Raw genomic sequence first — 18320 nt, 5'->3', positions numbered from 1 at the left:
GGCACCGAGCGGAGTGAGTCGCCCAAGGAGAGCGAGCTGCGCTGGTACTGGCACGAGGCCGGACTCCCGACGCCGATTGCCAACGCCCGGATCTTCGACCTGCACGGCAACTTCGTGGCTCGTGTGGACATCTTGGAGCCGTTGTCAGGCTACGTGGGCGAGTTCAACGGCGGGTACCACGCGGAGGGCGACCAGCCCCTGCTCGATGCCCGACGTGTCGGGGCGTTGGAGCAGCTCAACTTCACCGTGGACGTCTTCACCAAGGAACACCTGCGCCAACCTGGACTGGACAGCCTCCCCCAGATGATGCGCCGTGGGCACCGGCGTGCGCGCCGACGCGACCCTCGTCGGGATCGCTGGCACTCCCCCGAGGCAGAGACACCGAGACCCTGACGGGCTGGCCCTGACCTCATGCCGGCACCGTGGCTCGCGGTCGGCCAGAAGCGGCTGGGCTGGGCAGGGGAAGTCCCGAGATCGGCGGGAGAGTCCCGAGATCGGCGGGGAAGTCCCGAGATCGGCGGGAGAGTCCCGAGATCGGGGTCAGAAGCGGTCGAGCCAGGCGCGGGCCTCGTCGAGCACGTCGCCGGCGTCCCCGGCGAAGCCGTGGGCGCCCTGGGCGGGGAACACCGGCACGCCGGGCAGCGCCTCCGAGACGTCGTCCGGGGAGCCGAACGGGTCCTTCAGGCCCTGTATGACGGCCAGCGGCGTCCCCGCGTCGACCACCAGCTGCGCTTCGTGCGCCCGGGACTTCTCCGGCTTGCCCGGCGGGTGCAGGGGGAAGGACAGGGCCAGCACCGCGTCCGCCCCCAGTTGCGCGGCGGTGCGGCAGGCCACGCGGGCGCCGGCGCTGCGGCCGCCGACCACCAGCGGCCCGGGGACCGCCCAGCGGCCCTTGCGGAGCGCCTCGAAGACCGTGAGCCAGGCGGTGTCCAGCTTCGGCGGGGCCGGGGCCACCCGCTTGCCGGCGACCCGCCAGGGTTGCTCGACCCGCGCCACCAGCCACCCGTCGTCGGCCAGCTGGGTGAGCGCCACGAGGTCGGGCGCCTCGACTCCGCCGCCGGCGCCGTGGCCGAGCACGACGGAGCCGCGGACGTGCGCCGGACGGTGCACATGGACCCGGGCGGGGCCGGCGTCGGTGGGCACCTCCCGGGTGGAGGTGCGCACGGGCGAGGTGGTGGTCATCTGCTCATCCTCCGATGATCTCGCCGGTCATGGGGTCGACGACGCCGACGAGCTGGTCCCGGTCGAGCGGGGCCACGAGCTCGGCACCGTTATTGCGCACGGACCCGACCGCCGGTCCGACCGGCCAGGCGTCGAACCGCCCGACGTGGTGGAAGTCGAGCAGCCTGGCCACGGTGTCCCGGTCGGTCATGCTCGGGTCCAGCCACACCGCCCAGTCCTCGGGCTCGAGCACCAGGGGCTGCCGTTCGTGCAGCCGGTCGAGCCCGGGGTCGGCGGACGTCGTGATGATGCTGTAGCTGACGAGCCAGGCGTCCGGGTGGTCGGCCGGCAGTGCCCGGTCGCGCCAGAACTCGTAGAGCCCCGCCATCGCCATCGGCCGGCCGTCGGCGCGGCGCACGAAGAACGGCTGCTTGCGCGGCCGACCCCTGCGGTCGGTGGCGGTGGGGCTGGCCTGCCACTCGTACCACCCGTCGGCCGGCACGAGACAGCGGCGGGACAACGCCGCCTTGGTGAACGCCCGCTTGTCGAGCAGCTCCTCGGCGCGGGCGTTGATCATGCGCATCCCGATCCTGGGGTCGCGCACCCAGCCCGGGACCAGTCCCCACGTAAGGAACCGGAGCTGGCGCCGGGCCGGCGGCGGGTCGGCACACCCCTCCTGGGGGTGCTTGGGCGCCCGGGTGAGCACGACCGGGGCCTGCTTGGACGGCGCCATGTTGTGGTCCGGGTGACCAACCGGCGGGTCCTGCGGCGCCGCCAGGACGCTGCGGGTCCGCTCGTCGGTGCGGTCGTCGTCGACCTCGAACTCCTCGACCAGGTCCTCGGGGTGCGTGCTGGCCGCATACCGTCCGCACATGGCGACAGCGTAGGGCCCGTGTCGCGGGGAGCGGCTACGGTAGGTGCCGATGACCCGACACGAAGGAGCCGCACGATGACCCTGGTCCGCCGCATCGCCCGCCCGCTGCTCGCCTCGATGTTTGTTGTCGGGGGCCTGGACCAGCTGCGGCACCCGAACACCAAGGCACCGGCCGTCGAGGACCTGCTGAAGAAGGCCAGCGAGCAGCTCGGGCTGCCGGACGACCCGGAGCTGCTCGTGCGGGTCAACGGCGCGCTCATGGTGGGTGCCGGGACGATGCTCGCGATGGGCAAGATGCCGCGGACCTCGGCGCTGGTGCTCGCCGGGACCCTGGTGCCGACGACGCTGGGGGCGCACCGCTTCTGGGAGATCGACGACCCGCAGAAGCGCGCGCAGCAGAAGGTGCAGTTCTTCAAGAACCTCAGCCTGCTCGGCGGTGTGCTCATCGCTGCCGTCGACACCGAGGGCAAGCCGGGCCTGTCCTGGCGGGCCCAGCACCTGATCGACGAGGGCATGAAGAGCGCCGGCCGCAGCCGCCGCGAGATCAAGCGGGCCGCCAAGGCGGCTCGCCGTGAGGCCCAGCTGGCCGCCAGTTAGTTCCTGTCCAGAAAGCTCGAAGAACGCCGACGTGCCTGACCAACCTCCCCTGCCCGGCAGTACCGACTGGTCCGCTCCGACCGCCTCCCACGCGCTCGACGCGACCGTCCAACTGCCGGGCAGCAAGTCGCTGACCAACCGTTTCCTCGTCCTCGCGGCCCTCGCCAACGGCACCTCCCGCCTGCGCCGGCCACTGCGATCGCGGGACACCCTGCTGATGGCCGAGGCCCTGCGCTCGCTGGGCGCCGGGGTGGAGGACTACGCCGGTGACGACCCGCAGAGCCCGGACTGGCTGATCACGCCGGCCACGCTCGACACAGCCGCGAGCATCGACTGCGGGCTGGCCGGGACCGTGATGCGGTTCCTGCCGCCGGTCGCGGCGCTGGCCGACGCCCCCGTCCGGTTCGACGGCGACGCAGGGGCCCGGGTCCGCCCGATGGCCCCACTGCTCGGCGCCCTGCGGGACCTCGGCGTCCGGGTCGAGGACGAGGGGCGTGGGCGACTGCCGTTCACCATCGCCGGCACCGGCGCGGTCCGTGGCGGGCAGGTGGTGCTGGACGCGTCCTCGAGCTCGCAGTTCATCTCGGCCCTGCTGCTCGCCGGTCCCCGGTTCGACGAGGGGATCACCGTCGTGCACCGCGGCGAGCCCGTGCCGAGCGCCCCGCACCTGCAGATGACCGTGGAGGTGCTGCGCGACGCAGGGGCCGTGGTCGACGACGGCGAGGACACCTGGCGGGTCGAGCCCGGCGAGATCCACCCGCTCGAGGTGCAGGTGGAGCCGGACCTGTCCGGTGCGGCGCCGTTCGTCGCCGCGCCCCTGGTCGCCGGGGGCTGCGTGCGGGTGCCCGGCTGGCCGCAACACACCTCGCAGGCCGGGGACGCGCTGCGCGACATCCTCGACGCGATGGGCGCCGACGTGCTGCTGGACCGCGCGGGACTCACCGTCCGCGGCGGTGAACCGATCGCCGGGCTCGACGTCGACTTGCACGACGTCGGTGAGCTCACCCCGGTGGTGGCGGCGCTGGCGGCGCTGGCGACCTCGCCGTCCCGGCTGCGCGGCATCGCCCACCTGCGGGGACACGAGACCGACCGGCTGCACGCCCTCGCCACCGAGCTGGGCGCCCTCGGCGCGCAGGTCGAGGAGAGCCCCGACGCGCTGCACATCGTGCCGAGACCGTTGCACGGCGGCACGTTCCACACCTACGACGACCACCGGATGGCGATGGCCGCGGCGGTTCTCGGCCTGGCCGTGCCCGGACTGGTCGTGGAGAACATCGCCACGACCGGCAAGACGCTGCCGGACTTCCCCGGGATGTGGACCGGACTGCTGTCGGGCGAGACCCCCTCGACCGACCGGTGCGCCGCTGACGAGGCCAGCGACCCCTTCGAGGGCCGCCGCCCCCTGGCCGCCGACCCCGAGGGCCGTTGGTGAGCCCTCGCCGTCGCGACTACGACGAGAGCGACGTGCGGATCCGGCCGGGACGACGAGGGTCCCGGCCGCGCACCAAGGAGCGGCCCAGCCACGAGGACGCCGTCACCGGTCTGGTGACCGCCGTGGACCGGGGCCGCTACACCGTCCTGGTCGACGGCACGGTCGTCACCGCGATGAAGGCCCGTGAGCTCGGCCGCACCAGCGTCGTCGTGGGTGACCGAGCCGCGCTCGTGGGCGACACCTCGGGCGAACCGGGCACCCTGGCGCGCATCGTGCGGACCGAGCCGCGGTCCTCCGTGCTGCGTCGAACGGCCGACGACACCGACCCGGTCGAGCGGGTCATCGTGGCCAACGCCGACCAGCTGGTCGTCGTCACCGCCGTCGCCGACCCCGAGCCCCGGCCGCGGCTCATCGACCGCTGCCTGGTCGCCGCCTACGACGCCGGCATGGACCCGTTGCTGGTCATCACCAAGGCCGACCTCGTCGACCCCGCCGAGTTCCTCGAGCGCTACGCGCCGCTCGAGGTGCCGCACGTCGTGACGGCGATGGTGCCGGCGGCCCGCGTGACGGGGGGTGGTGCGACGAAGGACGATCCCGCGACCTCGCCGGGTCGAGCGCTCAGCGGGCTCGAGGCGGTCCACGACCACCTGCGCGGCCGGCTCAGCGTCCTCGTCGGCCACTCCGGGGTGGGCAAGTCGACGCTGGTCAACGCACTCGTGCCCGAGGCGAGGCGAGCGACCGGCGCCGTCAACGACGTGACCGGTCGGGGCCGGCATACCTCCACATCGGCGGTGGCGCTGCGACTGCCCAGCGCAGGAGCCGCGAGAGGGAACAGCGGCGACGTCGCAGGAGCCGCGAGAGGGAACAGCGGCGACGTCGCAGGAGCCGCGAGAGGGAACAGCGGCGACGGCGGCTGGGTGGTGGACACCCCAGGCGTGCGCTCGTTCGGGTTGGCCCACGTCGACCCCGGGCGGATCATCCACCACTTCCCCGACCTCGAGCCCGGCACCGCCGGCTGCCCGCGCGGCTGCACCCACGACGAGCCGGAGTGCGCGCTCGACGCCTGGGTGGCCGAGGGGCACGCCGGACCAGCCGGGCCCTCGCGGCTGGAGTCCCTGCGCCGGTTGCTGGAGAGCCGGACGCCGCAGGCCGGCGACTGACCACTGGAGCGCCGGAACCCCGCAGGCCACCACCCTTGTAGCCGATGGAGGAAGCGCCCGCGGCGGGGGCGCGGCGGTGCTCCCACCGCCGTGTCACGCGACCGGTTAGCCTGCCAAGCGTGCCCCGATACGACGACGACCTGCGCCTCGCCCACGTGCTCGCTGACAACGTCGAGCGGCTCACCACCTCCCGGTTCCAGGCCAAGGACCTGGTCGTGGAGACCAAGCCGGACCTGACGCTGGTCAGCGACGCCGACCGGGAGGCCGAGGAGCTGATCCGCTACCAGCTCGGGCGCACCCGCCCGCGGGACGCCGTCGAGGGCGAGGAGATGGAGACCACCGGTCACGGACCGCGCCGCTGGGTCATCGACCCCATCGACGGGACGCACAACTACGTGCGCGGCGTGCCGGTGTGGGCCACCCTCATCGGCCTTGTCGACGGCGACGAGGCGGTGCTCGGGCTCGTCGCGGCACCGGCCCTCGGCCGGCGCTGGTGGGCCGCCAAGGGCTCGGGCGCCTGGACCGGCCGGAGCCTGATGAACGCCCGGGCGATCAGCGTGTCCAAGGTCTCCCGCCTGGAGGACGCCTCGCTCTCCTACTCCAGCCTCGGCGGCTGGCGCGAGCGCGGCAAGCAGGACCAGCTGCTCCAGCTGTGCGACGACTGCTGGCGGAGCCGCGCCTACGGCGACTTCTGGTCGCACATGCTCGTGGCCGAGGGCGCCGTGGACATCGCGCCGGAGCCGGAGCTGGCGCTCTACGACATGGCCGCGCTCGCGCCGATCGTCACCGAGGCGGGCGGCCGGTTCACGGCGTTGGACGGCACCGAGGGACCGTTCGGCAGCAACGGCGTGAGCACCAACGGGATCCTGCACGAGGAGGTCCTCCGCCGCCTCTCGTGACGGCAGTCCTCCAGTCGGTGCAGGCGTCGCTCAGGCGGGCACGACGGTGACGTCACCGCGACGCAGCCGACGCACCGGGTCGGCATACTCCTTGGCGTCGCCGACCACGATGACCGTCCACTCACCCGTCACGTAGCGGTCGTACGCGTCCCCCAGCGCCTGCGCGTCCAGGTCCGCCAGCCCGGCGAGGGTCTGGCTGGTGAAGTCGGTGGTCAGCCCGTCGAGGGCCAGCAGCGCCGCCTCGTCGGCCACCGCGTCGGAGGTGGCGAACCGGCCCGGGGCCGTGCGCCCGACGTAGTCCACGCCCTCGCGCGCCTCCTCCTCGGTGAAGCCCTCGCGCGCCCCGTCGAGGATGTCGAGCAGCAGCCCGAGCGACTCCGCGGTCGAGTCCGCCCGCACCGACCCGCTGGTCAGGAACAGCCCACCGCGGTGGTGCGGTCGGAAGCCGGAGCGGATGCCGTAGGTGAAGCCCTTCTCCTCGCGCAGCACCGCGTCGATCCGCGCGTTGGGTGAGCCGCCGAGGACGAACCCCAGCACGCTGTATGCCGACCAGCCGCCCTTCGTGCGCCGGTCCGGTCCCGGACAGCCCACGTAGAGCTCGGTCTGGACCGAACCCGGGCGGTCGACGAACACGATGCGGGCCGCGTCGTCACGGCGGCGCCGGCTGGCGCGTGCCCGATGTGCGCCCGGGTCCGGGGCGGGGTCCTCCTCGACGGGCGGAGTCGTCGTCCATGCGCCGAGGGTCGCGGCGAGCTGGGCGTCCACGTCGAGCCCGGACAGGTCACCGGCGACGACGAGCGTGGCGCGGTCCGGGTGGACGTGCCGGGCGTGGAAGGCGGCGACGTCGTCGCGGGTGATCCGGGCGACCGTGTCGCGGGCACCGGCGGCGGGACGCGCGGCGCGTTCGGACGGCTGGAAGTAGGTGCGCAGGAACTCCAGCGCCGCGCGGCTGCCCGGCGCGGCCCGTTCGTGCTCGATCTCGGCGAGGCGGGCGCGCACGTGGCGGGCGACCTCGGCCTCGGGGAACGCCGGCTCGCTGAGGAACTCGGTGAGCAGCTCCAGCGCCCGCGCGAAGTGCCGGGGTGCCACGTCGACGTCGACGACGAGGCCCGACTCGGCCATCCCGGCACCGACGGCGATGCCCGCACGCTCGAGCGCCTCGGCCATCTCGTCGGCGTCATGGGAGCGCGTGCCCTCGTCCATGGTGCGGGCCATGATCGTGCCGACACCCTCGCGGTCGCGCGGCTCGAGGCGCAGCGGGGCGTGGAACGCGACGCGCAGCGACAGGACGTACTGTCCGGGAATGTCGTAGGCGACCGTCGTCATGCCGTTCGGCAGCTCGCCGCGGCGCGCCCCGGGAAACTCCCACGGCTCGGCCGGCTGGACCTCCGGGCGGGGCGGCAGGGTTGCCAGACCCGGCTGGCCAGTGCTCACGATGCGGCTCCTTCGTTGTCGTTCTGCCCCTCTGCCCGATCCTGCGTGGCGATCCCACCCACGCCCTCCGGACCACCCGAAGGCTGCGGACCACCTGCGTCCCCGTCCTCGGGCCCGCCGACGGCGTCGTCCTGCGCTGCTTCCTCGATCACCCGGTCCTCCTCGTCGGTCCCGGCGCGCAGATAGGCGACCACGGCTCGCGCGTGGGGCAGGAGGTAGCGGGCCGCCGCCTCGCGCACCTGTGCGGCACTGACGTCGGCGAGGTGGTCCAGGAAGGTGTTGATGAAGCCCGGGTCGCCGTGCAGCAGGCCGAACCGGCTGATCAGGTCGGCCCGCTCGTCTTGGGCGGCGAGGGCGGACAGCCAGGACCGTTCGGTCTGCGAGCGTGCCGCCTCGAGCTCCACGTCGGTCGGTCCGGACGCGGCGAACCGTTCCAGCTCCGCGCAGACGGCCTGTTCGGCGGTGTCCGGGCTGACGCCGTCGGCGACGTCGACCACGACGAGCCCGAGCGAGACCCCGTCGACCAGGCCCATCCCGTGTGCCGCGACGTGCGTGGCCAGCTCGTCACCGCGCACCAGCCGGCGGTAGAGCCGGGAGATCGCCATGCTGCCCAGGCAGTCCAGTGCCAGCGACGCGGCCCAGAACTCGCTGGTGGAGTCGACGGGCAGCCGGAACCCCAGGTAGAGCCGGTCGTGGGGCACGTGCACCACCCGCTCGGTGCGCATCGGCTCGGTGAGCGGCGCGAGCGCGTCCACCGGCCCGCGAGAGGTGACCTCGGCGGCGGGCAGGCCGCCGAAGTAGCGCTCGGCCGCCGCGAAGGCCTCCTCCGCCGCGACGTCGCCGACCACGGTGAGGACGGTGTTGTCCGGCCGGTAGTGCCGGCGGTAGAAGGCGTGCACGTCCTCGAGGCTGGCGGCGTCGAGGTCCTCCATCGCCCCGATGGTCGGGTGGTGGTAGGGGTGCCCCTTGGGGAAGACGGTGGCGTAGAGGTCGCTCAGCGCGGTGCCGTAGGGCACATTGTCGTAGCGCTGCCGCTTCTCCTCCTTGACCACGTCGCGCTGGTTGTCGAGGTTCTCCTGGGTGACCGCCTCCAGCAGCCGGCCGTGCCGGTCGGCCTCCATCCACAGCGCGAGCTCGAACGCGCCCTTGGGCACGGTCTCGAAGTAGTTGGTCCGGTCGAACCAGGTGGTCGCGTTGAGTCGCGCCCCCTGGGCCATCAGCGCGCTGAAGTGCTCACCGCTGGCGACGTGGGCCGACCCTTGGAACATCAGGTGCTCGAAGAGGTGCGCGAAGCCGGTGCGACCTTCGGCCTCGTGCCGCGAGCCGACCCCCACCCAGATGTTCACCGTGACGGTGGGGACCGCGTGGTCCTCGGAGACGACCACCCGCAGCCCGTTGGGCAGCGCGCGCTCCACGATCGGGTAGTCCAAGGGCATGGCGACACCCTAAGCGACGTTCGGCACCACTTCAGGCGACGGGCGGCGGAGCCGGGCACCCACCCCGCCTCCCGTCCTCCGCCAGGACCTGGTGCCGGCAGAAACGCGGGATCAGGTCAGGTGCAGCATCACCGTGCTGGAGCCCGAACTCCGGTCGATGGCAACGGAGAACGCCTCCTCAGCGGATCGGCGGCTGCGGTTCGTCCTGCTGGTGGCCGGGGCGGGTCTGCTCGAAGCTCGGGGCGAACTCGTCGCCGAGCTGCTCGAGCGCCAGCCGGGCGAAGATCTGCTGCTCGGTCACCGTGCGCTCGGCACGGCCCCGCCCGAGGAAGCTGACCGCCCAGTGCAGCAGCGTCGTGACGCGGTTCTTGAACCCGATGATGTAGACGAGGTGCACGCCCAGCCACAGAACCCACGCGGGGAACCCGCCGAAACGCGCCTTGCCGATGCTGGCGACCGCACTGAACCGCGACACCGTGGCCATCTGGCCCTTGTCGAAGTACTCGAACGGTCCCTCGGGGGGGGACCCGGCGATGCGGCGCATGATCTGGCGCGCGGCGTAGCGGGCGGTCTGGATCGCTCCCTGCGCCAGCCCGGGCAGGCCGGGCAGGGAGGCCAGGTCGCCCACCACGAAGACCTCCGGGTGACCGGGCAGCGTCATGTCCGGGTTGACCTTGACGCGCCCCGCCCGGTCGACCTCGGCGCCGGCCTGTTCGGCGACCACCCGCCCCAGCGGGCTGGCCTCCACGCCGGCCGCCCACACCTTGCACACCGCCTCGATCCGGTTGCGGCTGCCGTCCTGGTGCTCCACGACGATGCCGGTGGCGTCGACGTCCACCACCTTGGCGCCGAGCCGGATGTCGACGCCCATCTGCTCGAGCCGGCGCCGGGCGATGCCGCCCAGGTGGTCCCCGAAGTTGCCGAGGACCTTGTCGACCATGTCGACGAGGATCACGTGCGCCCGCGTCGGGTCGATCCGCCGGAAGTCGTGCTTGAGGGTGCGTTTGGACAGCTCGGCGATCTGCCCGGCCATCTCCACCCCGGTCGGCCCAGCGCCGACGACCACGAAGGTCATCAGCCGGTCGACGTCCTCCGGCTTGCCCCGGTCGGCCGCGATCTCGGCCAGCTCGAAGCAGCCGAAGATCCGCCCGCGCAGCTCCAGCGCGTCGTCGATGCTCTTCATCCCGGGGGCGTGGACGGCGAACTCGTTGTGCCCGAACCAGGATTGGCCCGAACCGGCAGCCAGCAGCAGGTAGTCGTACGGGTAGACGCTCTCACGGTCCAGGATGTGCGCGGTCACCGTGCGCTTCTCGAGGTCGATGTGGGTGACGTTGCCCGTCACGACCTCGGTGTTGCGCTGCCGGCTGAGCACCTCCCGGGTGGCGGGCGCGACCTCCCCCTCGGACAGGATGCCGGTCGCCACCTGGTAGAGCAGCGGCTGGAACAGGTGGTGGCTCGTGCGCGCCACGAGGGTGACCTCGGCGTCGGCGTGCTTGAGCGCCTGCGCGCCGAACAGCCCGCCGAAGCCGGACCCGACCACGACGATGCGCGGTCGGTGGCCCCCACCGGCGCCCTCTCCGATCTGGTTCGTGTGCTCGAGCTGCTCGATGCTCATCCGATCCCTCTCGTCCGATCCCTCGCGTCCGGGGCCAGCCGCGGCCCGGCGCCGGCGATCGGCGCCGTCGTCGCCCATTGTGTCGAGGCCCCGCCGGTCCTGCCATCCCGCGGCTGCACCACCGGGCATCCGCACCCCGTAGATTTCCGGTATGCCGTCCACGCGCGCCTCCCTGCCGTGCCCGGGTGGGTACGCCGTCGTCGTCGGGGGCGCCAACGTCGACATCAAGGTGCGCTCGGCGCAGCCGGCGGTGCCCGGGACGAGCAACCCGGGCCGGGCGGTCATGGGCAACGGCGGGGTGGGGCGCAACATCGCCGAGAACCTGGCCCGGCTCGGCACGCCCACGCACCTGGTGGCCGCGGTCGGTCAGGACGCCGCCGGGGAGGCGTTGCTGGAACAGACGCGGGCCGCCGGCGTCGACGTGAGCGCGGTGCTGCGCTCGGCGGAGCGGACGGGCACCTACACGGCGGTGCTGGACCACACCGGCGAGCTGCTCGTCGCGGTCGCCGACATGGCCGCCGCCGACGCCCTCGGCCCGGCCGACCTCGCGCCGGTCACGGACCTCCTCCGCGGCGCCGCCCTGGTCATCGCCGACGGCAACCTCGCTGCGCCGACGCTGGAGCACCTGCTGCGGACCTGCGCGGCGGCCGGCGTGCCCTGCCTGCTGGACCCGGTGAGCGTGCCCAAGGCCCGGCGCGCGGCGCCCCTGCTCGGACCGGACCACCCGCTGCTCGCCGTCACCCCGAACGAGGACGAGCTCCCGGCCCTGCTCGCCCCCGCACCCAGCGAGAGCGGCGACCGCGGGGCCGCGCCCGACGAGCAGCTGCGGGCTGCCGCCGCCGCACTGCACGACCGCGGCGTGACCCACGTGTGGGTGCGGCAGGGCCCGCGCGGCAGCGTCCTCGCCACCCGCGGCCGCGAGCCCGTCCACCTGCCCTCCCCCACCGTCACCGTGCAGGACGTGACCGGGGCCGGCGACGCGATGCTCGCGGCCTTCGCCCACGCCCTGCTGGCCGGTGCCGATCCGCTCGAGGCGGCCCGCCAGGGTCACCTCGCCGCCGCCCTGACGGTGCAGAGCCCGCATACCGTGCGCCCCGACCTCGCTGCCGCGATGGCCGCCGCCCTCGCCGCGCAGCCCGTCCCGTCCGCGCAGCCAGCCCCTTCCCCCCACGATGAGAGGACCCGATGAGCAACCCACACCCCGCGCTGGAGGTCACCGCCGAGGTCCGCAGCGCCCTGCAGTCCGGCCGGCCCGTCGTAGCGCTGGAGAGCACGATCATCAGTCACGGCATGCCCTACCCGCAGAACGTCGAGACCGCCCGCGGCGTCGAGCAGCTGCTCCGCGACGAGGGCGTCGTGCCGGCGACCATCGCGATCCTGCACGGCCGTCCCCGGGTGGGGCTCACCACCCCGGACCTGGAGCTGCTCGGCTCCAGCGGTGACGTCGCCAAGGTGAGCATCCGCGACATCCCCTACGTCATGGCCAGGCGGGCCCACGGGGCGACCACCGTCGCGGCGACGATGCGGATTGCGGCGCTGGCCGGCATACCCGTGTTCGTGACGGGTGGCATCGGCGGCGTGCACCGCGGCGCGGGCGAGACGTTCGACGTGAGCGCCGACCTCGAGGAGCTGGCCCGCACCGACGTCACCGTGGTGAGCGCCGGGGTGAAGAGCATCCTCGACATCGGGCTGACCCTGGAGCGGCTGGAGACGCTGGGCGTGCCGGTGCTCGGTTACCGCACCGACGATTTCCCGGCGTTCTACTCCCGGCACAGCGGGCAGCCGGTCCCGCTGCGGGTGGAGGACCCCGAGGAGGCCGCGGCGCTCATGCACGCCAAGTGGGACCTCGGCCTGCGCGGCGGGGTGCTGCTGGCGAACCCGGTCCCGGAGGAGGAGGAGATCCCCTCGGAGCGGATCTCGGCGATCATCGACCAAGCCCTGGCGGACATGGCCGCCGCCGGCATCAGCGGCAAGGAGGCCACGCCGTTCCTGCTGGGGCGGATCGTGGAGATCACCGGCGGTGAGAGCCTGCGCACCAACATCGCCCTGGTGCGCAACAACGCCCGGCTGGGGGCGGCGGTGGCGCGGGCGTACGCGGCCGAGTAGCGCACCACCGCGAGGTTAGGTTAGCCTTCCCTCCGTGATCATCTGCCACTGCGAGGTCGTCACCGACCGCGACGTGCGGGCGGCGCTCGACCAGGGCGCCTGCACGCTCGCCCAGGCCTGCCAGGCCACCGGCGCGGGGCAGAACTGCGGCGGCTGTGTGTTCTCCGTGAAGGCGCTGCTGTGCCAGCATGGCCCCACTGTCGACCGGCCGGTCGGCGGCGTCGATGCAGCCCTCCTGGAGGTCGCAGGTGCAACCGATCAGCCCGCGCGTGGTGCAACTGTTCAATGAGGCCCTGACCCTCGAGCTCACCGTCACCAACACCTACTTCCTGCACGCCAGGATGCTGGACAACTGGGGCTTCCCGAAGCTGGGCAAGGTCTTCTACGACCTGTCCATCGACGAGATGCGCGACGCCGACGCCCTGATCAACCGGATCCTGTTGTTCGAGGGCCACCCCAACCTGCAGAAGCTCAACGCGATCCAGGTCGGCGAGTCGCCCGAGGAGATGCTGCGCCTCGCCCTGGACAGCGAGGTGGGCGCCGTCGCGCAGTTCAACGCCGCCGCCAAGGAGTGCCACGACCTCGGCGACCACGGCAGCGCCGCCGTCTTCGAGGAGATGGTGCGCGACGAGGAGAAGCACGCTGACTGGTTCGAGAGCCAGCTCGAGGCGATCGAGCGGGTCGGGCTGCAGGGCTACCTCGCCCAGCAGCTCGACGCGGGCGCCGCACCCGAGTAGGCCGGCCGCCGCGCCGCTGCCGCTCCGCCCGGTTGCGGGCCGCCGGAATCGGCCACACGATCACGTATGGCCACCCATCGCCCCTCCCTCCTGTCCAGCCTCGTTCGGGGCACCCTCGCCGGCCTGACGGGCGGCGCGTTCGTCGGATTCGCCGGCGAGAACTTCGACCTGCCGCACACCGGCGACGACTGGGCCGACCGGCTCACCCTCGGCGCCCAGTGGGGCCTCGCGCACGCGCTGGCAGCGCGGCGGGGACTGCACGGCATACCGGCCATCGGGGCGGTCTTCGCGGCCGTCTACGGCGGCGACCTGGCCCTGAGCACCGCGCTCGGGCGGTTCCACCCCGAGCAGTGGGACCAGGAGGACTGGACCGCCGACGTCCTCGACAAGCTGGTCCTGGCCACGGCCGCCGGGCTGGCCTACCACCTGCTGTTCGCGCCGCGGCGCCGGCCCGAGGACGAGGAGCGCGAGCAGGAGCGGGAGCGTCGGCGGCGCGGCCACCAGTTCTCCGGGCCGGTGGCGATCGGCCCCACGCCCACGACCTCGTGGGGACACTGACCGCCTCCGAACCTGCGTCAGCGGCGGGTCAGCGGACCCGCGTAGTCCCCGACCAGCGTGCGCTGCCACCACGCCCCGGTATGCCGCCACTCGCCCCAGGTGCTGAAGCGGTAGCGGAACAGCCGGGCCCGCACCGCGACCGGTGGCCGGCCGTCGAAGGGGTCCCGGCGCAACAGCTTGCGCAGCGACGGGTCCCCCTCCAGCAGCGCGCGCAGCATCCGCGTGAACCACGGCTCGGCATAGGCCGGTGAGAGCGCGGCGAACCACATCAGCCAGTCCAGGCGCAGGTGGTAGGGCGCGAACTGGCGGGGCAGCCGCGTGACGTCGCCGGGTTTGCCCTTGAACTCGTACTCCTGCCAATGCCGTTCGCCGCCGGGCGGGTCCGCGGTCCCCTCCACGACCACCTCGTAGCGGACCTTCGTCACGCTGCCGAACGCGCCGTAGGTGTTGACCAGGTGGAGCCGGTCGAAGCTGGCGTTCATCAGCTGGCGGCGCGAGACGAGGTTCTGCGCCGGCCGCCAGCTCAACGCCAGCACGAGCACCGTCGCTGCGAGCACCAGCGCGAAGAACCACCACGGCAGGGACCACGCCGGGTGCGCGCCCGAGCCGGGCAGCAGGAACGCCCACCAGCGGTCCGGCAGCACCGACAACGCCAGCACGATGGCCATCCAGTTGAGCCACGAGAAGTTGCCGCTGGCCACCAGCCACAGCTGCGTGACGATCATGATGGCCGCGCAGGTGCCGGCGACCGGCTGGGGCGCGAAGAGCCCGAACGGCACCACCAGCTGCGTGACGTGGTTGGCCGCGACCTCGACCCGGTGCAGTGGTCTGGGCAGGTGGTGGAACCACCAGCTGAACGGACCCGGCATCGGCTGGGTCTCGTGGTGGTAGTACAGGCAGGTCAGGTCGCGCCAGCACCGGTCGCCACGCAGCTTGATCAGCCCCGCGCCGAACTCGAGCCGGAACAGCACCCAGCGCAGCAGCACGAGCAGCAGCAGCGGTGGGTCCGTGTGGGCGTTGCCGGTGAAGGCGGCCAGGAACCCGACCTCGAGCAGCAGGGACTCCCAGCCGAAGCCGTACCACCGCTGTCCGACGTTGACGATGGACAGGTACAGCACCCACAGCACCAGCCACCACACCGTGCCCACCCACCACGGCACCCGGTCGGCCAGACCGACCACGACGCCCGACGCGAGGGCAGCTCCGGCCCAGGACACCGCGGCATACAGGCGGTCGGAGTAGTGCCAGTGGAACAGGCTCGGCGAACGTCGGAACGGCACCTGGCCCAAGAACTCCGGCACGGGCAGCAACCCGTGCTCGCCGAGCAGCCCACGGAACTGGCGCAGCGCTGCCACGAAGGCCACGAGGTAGACCACCGCGAGGCCCCGCTGGAAGACCAGCCGGGCCAGCCAGTACCCGTCGGCGACGAACCAGTCCACGTCAGTCCACGGTAGGCGCGCACCGACGCTACCGCCTGCCCTGCCACGACGAACGCGACCGGGGCACGGCTAGTGTCGGGCCATGACCCGAGCCGAGCACGTCGCCGCGTTCCTGTCCGCCGCCAAGGCCGCCCACGAGCTGGCCTCCTCGCGGCAGGTGCGTGATGCCTGGGGGAGCGAGAGCGCCTGCGCCGGCATGACGGTCGGCGGACTCGCCCACCACCTGCTCAAGCAGGCCGGCAACACCGAGCGCCTGATGTCGGCGCCCACCGTCGACCAACCACCGATCCCGATGCTCGAGCACTACGCGCGAGCCGTGTGGGTGCGCGAGTCGCAGGCCGGCCGCACCGACCCGGAGCAGGACGAGCAGGACAACGCCGCGGCCTCGGCGGGCCCTGATGCAGTCCTCACCGAGGGCAGCGAGGTGCTCGAGCGACTGCCGGCCCTGCTGGACGCTCCCCGCGACCCGGACACGGTCCACATCGCCTGGCAGGGCTGGTCGCTGCGCACCGAGGACTTCCTCACGACACGGATGATGGAGATCGTCGTGCACAGCGACGACCTCGCCGCCAGCGTCGGGACCCCCACGCCGCAGTTCGAGGAGACCGTGCTGACCCCGGTGCTGGGCCTGCTCACGGGGGTCGCGGTGCGGCGCCACGGACAGGATGCGCTCGTACGAGCGCTGTCCCGCCCACAGCGGGCACCCGCCACGGTCTCGGCGTTCTGAGCGCGAGCCCGCCACGCGGCATACCGAAAATCTTCTAACACGCCCGTAACACGAGCCGGCGCCGCCCGAAACGCGCGCCCGCCACCCTCTCGGCATGGACATCAACACCGGCGACACCGCTTGGGTCCTGGCCAGTGCCGCTCTGGTGCTGTTCATGACTCCCGGTCTCGCGCTCTTCTACGGCGGCATGGTCAGGTCCAAGAGCGTCCTGAACATGATGATGATGAGCTTCATCGCCCTCGGCACCGTCTCGGTGGCGTGGGTGCTGTGGGGCTACAGCGAGGCGTTCGGCGAGTCGTGGCACGGCATCGTCGGAAACCCCTTCCAGCACTTCGGGCTCGACGGGTTGTTGGGGGACCGGGTGTTCGGGACCATCCCGGCGGCCGCGTTCGTCGCCTTCCAGTCGGTCTTCGCGATCATCGCGGTGGCCCTGGTGAGCGGCGCCATCGCCGACCGCGCCAGGTTCACCGCGTGGACCGTGTTCACCGTCGTGTGGGCGACCGTCGTGTACTTCCCGGTGGCGCACTGGGTGTTCGCGTTCGACGGGTTCGCGGCGGAGCGGGGTGGCTGGATCGCCAACCAGCTCAAGGCAATCGACTTCGCCGGGGGCACGGCGATCCACATCAACGCCGGCGCCGCCGGCCTGGCGCTCGCGCTGGTGCTCGGCAAGCGCGTCGGGTTCGGCAGGGAGCCGATGCGGCCGCACAACCTCACCCTCGTCATGATCGGCGCCGGCATCCTGTGGTTCGGGTGGTTCGGGTTCAACGCGGGATCGGCGCTGGGGGCCAACGGGACCGCTGCGGTCGCCTGGGTGAACACGCTGGCGGCCACCGGCGCGGCGATGCTCGGCTGGCTGCTCGTGGAACGGCGCCGCGACGGCCACCCCACCTCGCTCGGCGCGGCTTCGGGGGTGGTCGCCGGCCTCGTCGCCATCACCCCGGCGTGCTCTGCGCTCACCCCGGTCGGGTCGGTGCTCCTCGGCCTGGTGGCCGGTGCCGTGTGTGCGTATGCCGTGTCCCTCAAGTTCCGCCTCGGGTTCGACGACAGCCTGGACGTCGTCGGGGTCCACCTCGTCGGTGGCCTGGTCGGGACGCTGGGGGTGGGCTTCCTCGCCAGTGCCTCGGCCCCGGCCGGCGTCGACGGCCTGTTCTACGGCGGCGGGCTCGACCAGCTGTGGCGGCAGGCCGTCGGCGCGGTCGCGGTGCTCGCGTTCTCGTTCCTGGTCACCACCGTGATCGGCGTGGTCATCCAGCGCACCATGGGCTTCCGGGTGGAGACCGACCACGAGGTCGCCGGCATCGACCTGCGCGAGCACGCCGAGACCGGCTACGACATCAGCGGCGTCACCGGTGGCCGGTTCGCTGCGGGGCTGCCTGCGAGCCACTCCGGACCACCCCAGGCCGGGCAACCGGCCAGGACTCACGAGGGAGCGTCGGCATGAAGCTCGTCACCGCCATCATCAAGCCCCACCAGCTCGACGAGGTGAAGGAGGCGCTCGAGGCCTACGGCATCTCCGGCATGACCGTCAGCGAGGCCTCCGGATACGGCCGCCAGCGCGGGCACAGCGAGGTCTACCGGGGCGCGGAGTACCAGGTCGACTTCGTCCCGAAGGTCCGGGTCGAGGTCCTGGTCGACGACGTCGACGCCGGCTCGGTCGTCGACGTGGTCCTCAAGGCGGCCCAGACCGGCCGCATCGGGGACGGGAAGATCTGGACCGTCCCGGTCGAGGACGTCGTCCGGGTCCGGACCGGTGAGCGTGGGCTCGACGCGCTCTAGTGATGCGGACGGACGACCACTTCTCCGGATGGTGCGGCGTGTCGCGGACGACCCGCCGCACCGCGGGCGGAAGTGGTCGTCGGCCGGCGAGAGGGGAGCTGTGACAGCCAGCACCAAGGGCGGCAGGCCGGCCGGATCCACCGGCCTGGCCGCGCGCCGGCTCGACGTGGCCGGCGCCCGGGGCTTCGCGGCCCCCGGCGCCGGCCACGCACGCCGGGCCGCGGTCACGACCCTCACCCGTGACTGGCTGGCGGACGTCTGGGAGCAGGCGCTGGCCGGGCACTCCTCGGACGGGGTGGCGCTGGCCGCCGTCGGCAGCCTGGCCCGCTGCGACGGCGGCCCCCTCAGCGACGTCGACCTGGTCCTGCT

At 73.0% G+C, this 18320-nt stretch carries 18 protein-coding genes and 2 pseudogenes; 14 read left to right on the top strand and 6 right to left on the bottom strand.

Features of this window, described 5'->3' with window-relative positions:
• Nucleotides 1–393, top strand: a pseudogene (locus tag VFL99_RS17970) (hypothetical protein); the annotation flags it as partial.
• Between the two features lie 147 nt (nucleotides 394–540).
• On the opposite strand, the gene VFL99_RS17965 reads toward VFL99_RS17970, so the two are convergent.
• Complete coding sequence (locus tag VFL99_RS17965) at nucleotides 541–1182, bottom strand: alpha/beta hydrolase family protein (RefSeq protein ID WP_325107741.1); 642 nt, start codon at nucleotides 1180–1182, stop codon at nucleotides 541–543.
• Nucleotides 1183–1186: 4 nt separating this feature from the next.
• Entirely contained in the window at nucleotides 1187–2035 is an 849-nt protein-coding gene (locus VFL99_RS17960) for an SOS response-associated peptidase (RefSeq protein ID WP_325107740.1), read from the bottom strand.
• Between the two features lie 75 nt (nucleotides 2036–2110).
• On the opposite strand from VFL99_RS17960, the gene VFL99_RS17955 reads away from it, so the two are divergent.
• The 4 genes from VFL99_RS17955 (at nucleotide 2111) to VFL99_RS17940 (ending at nucleotide 6123) form a co-directional block, all read left to right on the top strand.
• Nucleotides 2111–2632, top strand: a complete 522-nt coding sequence (locus tag VFL99_RS17955) for a DoxX family protein (RefSeq protein WP_325107739.1) — start codon at nucleotides 2111–2113, stop codon at nucleotides 2630–2632.
• A 31-nt stretch (nucleotides 2633–2663) separates the two neighbouring features.
• The gene (aroA, locus tag VFL99_RS17950) at nucleotides 2664–4064 is read left to right on the top strand and encodes a 3-phosphoshikimate 1-carboxyvinyltransferase (RefSeq protein WP_414713801.1); all 1401 of its coding nucleotides are present in this window, start codon (nucleotides 2664–2666) and stop codon (nucleotides 4062–4064) included.
• Nucleotides 4061–5224: a ribosome small subunit-dependent GTPase A gene (gene rsgA / locus VFL99_RS17945; RefSeq protein ID WP_325107738.1), complete on the top strand. Its 1164-nt coding sequence runs from the start codon at nucleotides 4061–4063 to the stop codon at nucleotides 5222–5224. Before aroA ends, rsgA begins: the two co-directional genes overlap by 4 nt.
• A gap of 119 nt (nucleotides 5225–5343) precedes the next feature.
• Nucleotides 5344–6123 carry an inositol monophosphatase family protein gene (locus tag VFL99_RS17940; RefSeq protein ID WP_325107737.1) on the top strand — a complete coding sequence of 260 codons (780 nt, stop codon included), beginning with the start codon at nucleotides 5344–5346 and terminating at the stop codon, nucleotides 6121–6123.
• Between the two features lie 30 nt (nucleotides 6124–6153).
• Here the strand turns inward: VFL99_RS17940 and VFL99_RS17935 are convergent, their stop codons facing one another.
• The 3 genes from VFL99_RS17935 to VFL99_RS17925 all read right to left on the bottom strand — a co-directional run bounded on the left by VFL99_RS17935 (nucleotide 6154) and on the right by VFL99_RS17925 (nucleotide 10608).
• Nucleotides 6154–7557 carry a M16 family metallopeptidase gene (locus tag VFL99_RS17935; protein ID WP_325107736.1) on the bottom strand — a complete coding sequence of 468 codons (1404 nt, stop codon included), beginning with the start codon at nucleotides 7555–7557 and terminating at the stop codon, nucleotides 6154–6156.
• Nucleotides 7554–8993 carry a M16 family metallopeptidase gene (locus VFL99_RS17930; protein ID WP_325107735.1) on the bottom strand — a complete coding sequence of 480 codons (1440 nt, stop codon included), beginning with the start codon at nucleotides 8991–8993 and terminating at the stop codon, nucleotides 7554–7556. Before VFL99_RS17930 ends, VFL99_RS17935 begins: the two co-directional genes overlap by 4 nt.
• 178 nt (nucleotides 8994–9171) lie before the next feature.
• Nucleotides 9172–10608, bottom strand: coding sequence for an NAD(P)/FAD-dependent oxidoreductase (locus VFL99_RS17925; RefSeq protein ID WP_325107734.1), 1437 nt, complete (start codon nucleotides 10606–10608; stop codon nucleotides 9172–9174).
• A gap of 151 nt (nucleotides 10609–10759) precedes the next feature.
• On the opposite strand from VFL99_RS17925, the gene VFL99_RS17920 reads away from it, so the two are divergent.
• The 5 genes from VFL99_RS17920 to VFL99_RS17900 all read left to right on the top strand — a co-directional run bounded on the left by VFL99_RS17920 (nucleotide 10760) and on the right by VFL99_RS17900 (nucleotide 14009).
• Complete coding sequence (locus tag VFL99_RS17920) at nucleotides 10760–11797, top strand: carbohydrate kinase family protein (protein ID WP_325107733.1); 1038 nt, start codon at nucleotides 10760–10762, stop codon at nucleotides 11795–11797.
• The gene (locus tag VFL99_RS17915) at nucleotides 11794–12714 is read left to right on the top strand and encodes a pseudouridine-5'-phosphate glycosidase (protein ID WP_325107732.1); all 921 of its coding nucleotides are present in this window, start codon (nucleotides 11794–11796) and stop codon (nucleotides 12712–12714) included. Before VFL99_RS17920 ends, VFL99_RS17915 begins: the two co-directional genes overlap by 4 nt.
• Nucleotides 12715–12748: 34 nt before the next feature.
• Nucleotides 12749–13003: a (2Fe-2S)-binding protein gene (locus VFL99_RS17910; RefSeq protein WP_325107731.1), complete on the top strand. Its 255-nt coding sequence runs from the start codon at nucleotides 12749–12751 to the stop codon at nucleotides 13001–13003.
• Nucleotides 12987–13451: a bacterioferritin gene (bfr, locus tag VFL99_RS17905; protein WP_325107730.1), complete on the top strand. Its 465-nt coding sequence runs from the start codon at nucleotides 12987–12989 to the stop codon at nucleotides 13449–13451. Before VFL99_RS17910 ends, bfr begins: the two co-directional genes overlap by 17 nt.
• A 66-nt stretch (nucleotides 13452–13517) precedes the next feature.
• The gene (locus VFL99_RS17900; protein ID WP_325107729.1) at nucleotides 13518–14009 is read left to right on the top strand and encodes a hypothetical protein; all 492 of its coding nucleotides are present in this window, start codon (nucleotides 13518–13520) and stop codon (nucleotides 14007–14009) included.
• Between the two features lie 17 nt (nucleotides 14010–14026).
• Here VFL99_RS17900 and VFL99_RS17895 read toward each other — a convergent pair whose 3' ends face one another.
• Nucleotides 14027–15448, bottom strand: a complete 1422-nt coding sequence (locus VFL99_RS17895; protein ID WP_325107728.1) for a lipase maturation factor family protein — start codon at nucleotides 15446–15448, stop codon at nucleotides 14027–14029.
• Nucleotides 15449–15530: 82 nt separating this feature from the next.
• Between VFL99_RS17895 and VFL99_RS17890 the strand changes: the two genes are divergently transcribed.
• The 4 genes and pseudogenes from VFL99_RS17890 to VFL99_RS17875 form a co-directional block, all read left to right on the top strand.
• Nucleotides 15531–16175, top strand: coding sequence for a maleylpyruvate isomerase N-terminal domain-containing protein (locus VFL99_RS17890; protein WP_325107727.1), 645 nt, complete (start codon nucleotides 15531–15533; stop codon nucleotides 16173–16175).
• A 94-nt stretch (nucleotides 16176–16269) separates the two neighbouring features.
• Nucleotides 16270–17616 (top strand): ammonium transporter, encoded by a 1347-nt coding sequence (locus VFL99_RS17885; protein ID WP_325107726.1) that lies wholly within the window; start codon nucleotides 16270–16272, stop codon nucleotides 17614–17616.
• Nucleotides 17613–17951 (top strand): P-II family nitrogen regulator, encoded by a 339-nt coding sequence (locus VFL99_RS17880; RefSeq protein WP_325107725.1) that lies wholly within the window; start codon nucleotides 17613–17615, stop codon nucleotides 17949–17951. Before VFL99_RS17885 ends, VFL99_RS17880 begins: the two co-directional genes overlap by 4 nt.
• Before the next feature lie 100 nt (nucleotides 17952–18051).
• Nucleotides 18052–18320 (top strand): annotated as a pseudogene (locus VFL99_RS17875) ([protein-PII] uridylyltransferase); the annotation flags it as partial.

This window comes from Segeticoccus sp. (genome assembly GCF_035708005.1).
This window is presented reverse-complemented; position numbering and strand designations above follow the sequence as displayed.

Coding starts and splice junctions, on each gene's coding strand:
- VFL99_RS17965 (WP_325107741.1), bottom strand. CDS start 1,182: ATGACCACCACCTCGCCCGTGCGCACCTCCACCCGGGAGGTGCCCACC.
- VFL99_RS17960 (WP_325107740.1), bottom strand. CDS start 2,035: ATGTGCGGACGGTATGCGGCCAGCACGCACCCCGAGGACCTGGTCGAG.
- VFL99_RS17955 (WP_325107739.1), top strand. CDS start 2,111: ATGACCCTGGTCCGCCGCATCGCCCGCCCGCTGCTCGCCTCGATGTTT.
- VFL99_RS17930 (WP_325107735.1), bottom strand. CDS start 8,993: ATGCCCTTGGACTACCCGATCGTGGAGCGCGCGCTGCCCAACGGGCTG.
- VFL99_RS17925 (WP_325107734.1), bottom strand. CDS start 10,608: ATGAGCATCGAGCAGCTCGAGCACACGAACCAGATCGGAGAGGGCGCC.
- VFL99_RS17920 (WP_325107733.1), top strand. CDS start 10,760: ATGCCGTCCACGCGCGCCTCCCTGCCGTGCCCGGGTGGGTACGCCGTC.
- VFL99_RS17915 (WP_325107732.1), top strand. CDS start 11,794: ATGAGCAACCCACACCCCGCGCTGGAGGTCACCGCCGAGGTCCGCAGC.
- VFL99_RS17900 (WP_325107729.1), top strand. CDS start 13,518: ATGGCCACCCATCGCCCCTCCCTCCTGTCCAGCCTCGTTCGGGGCACC.
- VFL99_RS17890 (WP_325107727.1), top strand. CDS start 15,531: ATGACCCGAGCCGAGCACGTCGCCGCGTTCCTGTCCGCCGCCAAGGCC.
- VFL99_RS17885 (WP_325107726.1), top strand. CDS start 16,270: ATGGACATCAACACCGGCGACACCGCTTGGGTCCTGGCCAGTGCCGCT.
- VFL99_RS17880 (WP_325107725.1), top strand. CDS start 17,613: ATGAAGCTCGTCACCGCCATCATCAAGCCCCACCAGCTCGACGAGGTG.